Raw genomic sequence first — 427 nt, 5'->3', positions numbered from 1 at the left:
ACCCGAAGATCGTCCGCCGCGGCAAGGACGCCGTCGGGGACTAGCGGAGGGAGCGCCAGCGAGCGGAGCGATGTCCCCGAGGACAGGCCTGGCGGAGCCGCGCCGGGAATGTCTGGGCGACGGCGGGCCTTGCACTGGGTATGAGCCATTCCAATGACCACGCCGTCATCACGCGCCTGCTCACCGAGAAGGGCCGCTGGGCCGTCGCCGGCCTGTCCACCAACTCCGCGCGCACCGCGTACGGGATCGCCGCCTACGTCCGCGACCTGGGACATGAGATCGTACCGGTCCATCCCAAGGCCGAGACCGTGCACGGTCAGCAGGGCTATCCGGATCTCGCGTCCGTTCCCGGTGAGATCGATGTGGTCGACGTGTTCGTCAACTCGCAGCTCGCGGGCGGCGTGGTGGACGATGCGATAGCCAAGGG

Annotated in this window: 1 protein-coding gene; it reads left to right on the top strand. The window is 68.9% G+C overall.

What is annotated here, in order from left to right:
• Nucleotides 1-140: 140 nt before the first annotated feature.
• Nucleotides 141-427 (top strand): CoA-binding protein (locus tag H483_RS38760; protein ID WP_017836711.1); only part of this gene is annotated, 287 nt, incomplete at its 3' end.

It is taken from the genome of Dietzia sp. UCD-THP (assembly GCF_000349585.1).
Classification (GTDB): Bacteria; Actinomycetota; Actinomycetes; order Mycobacteriales; family Mycobacteriaceae; genus Dietzia; species Dietzia natronolimnaea_A.
Note: the sequence above shows the minus strand (reverse complement) of the source record. Positions and strands in the feature narration are given on the sequence as shown.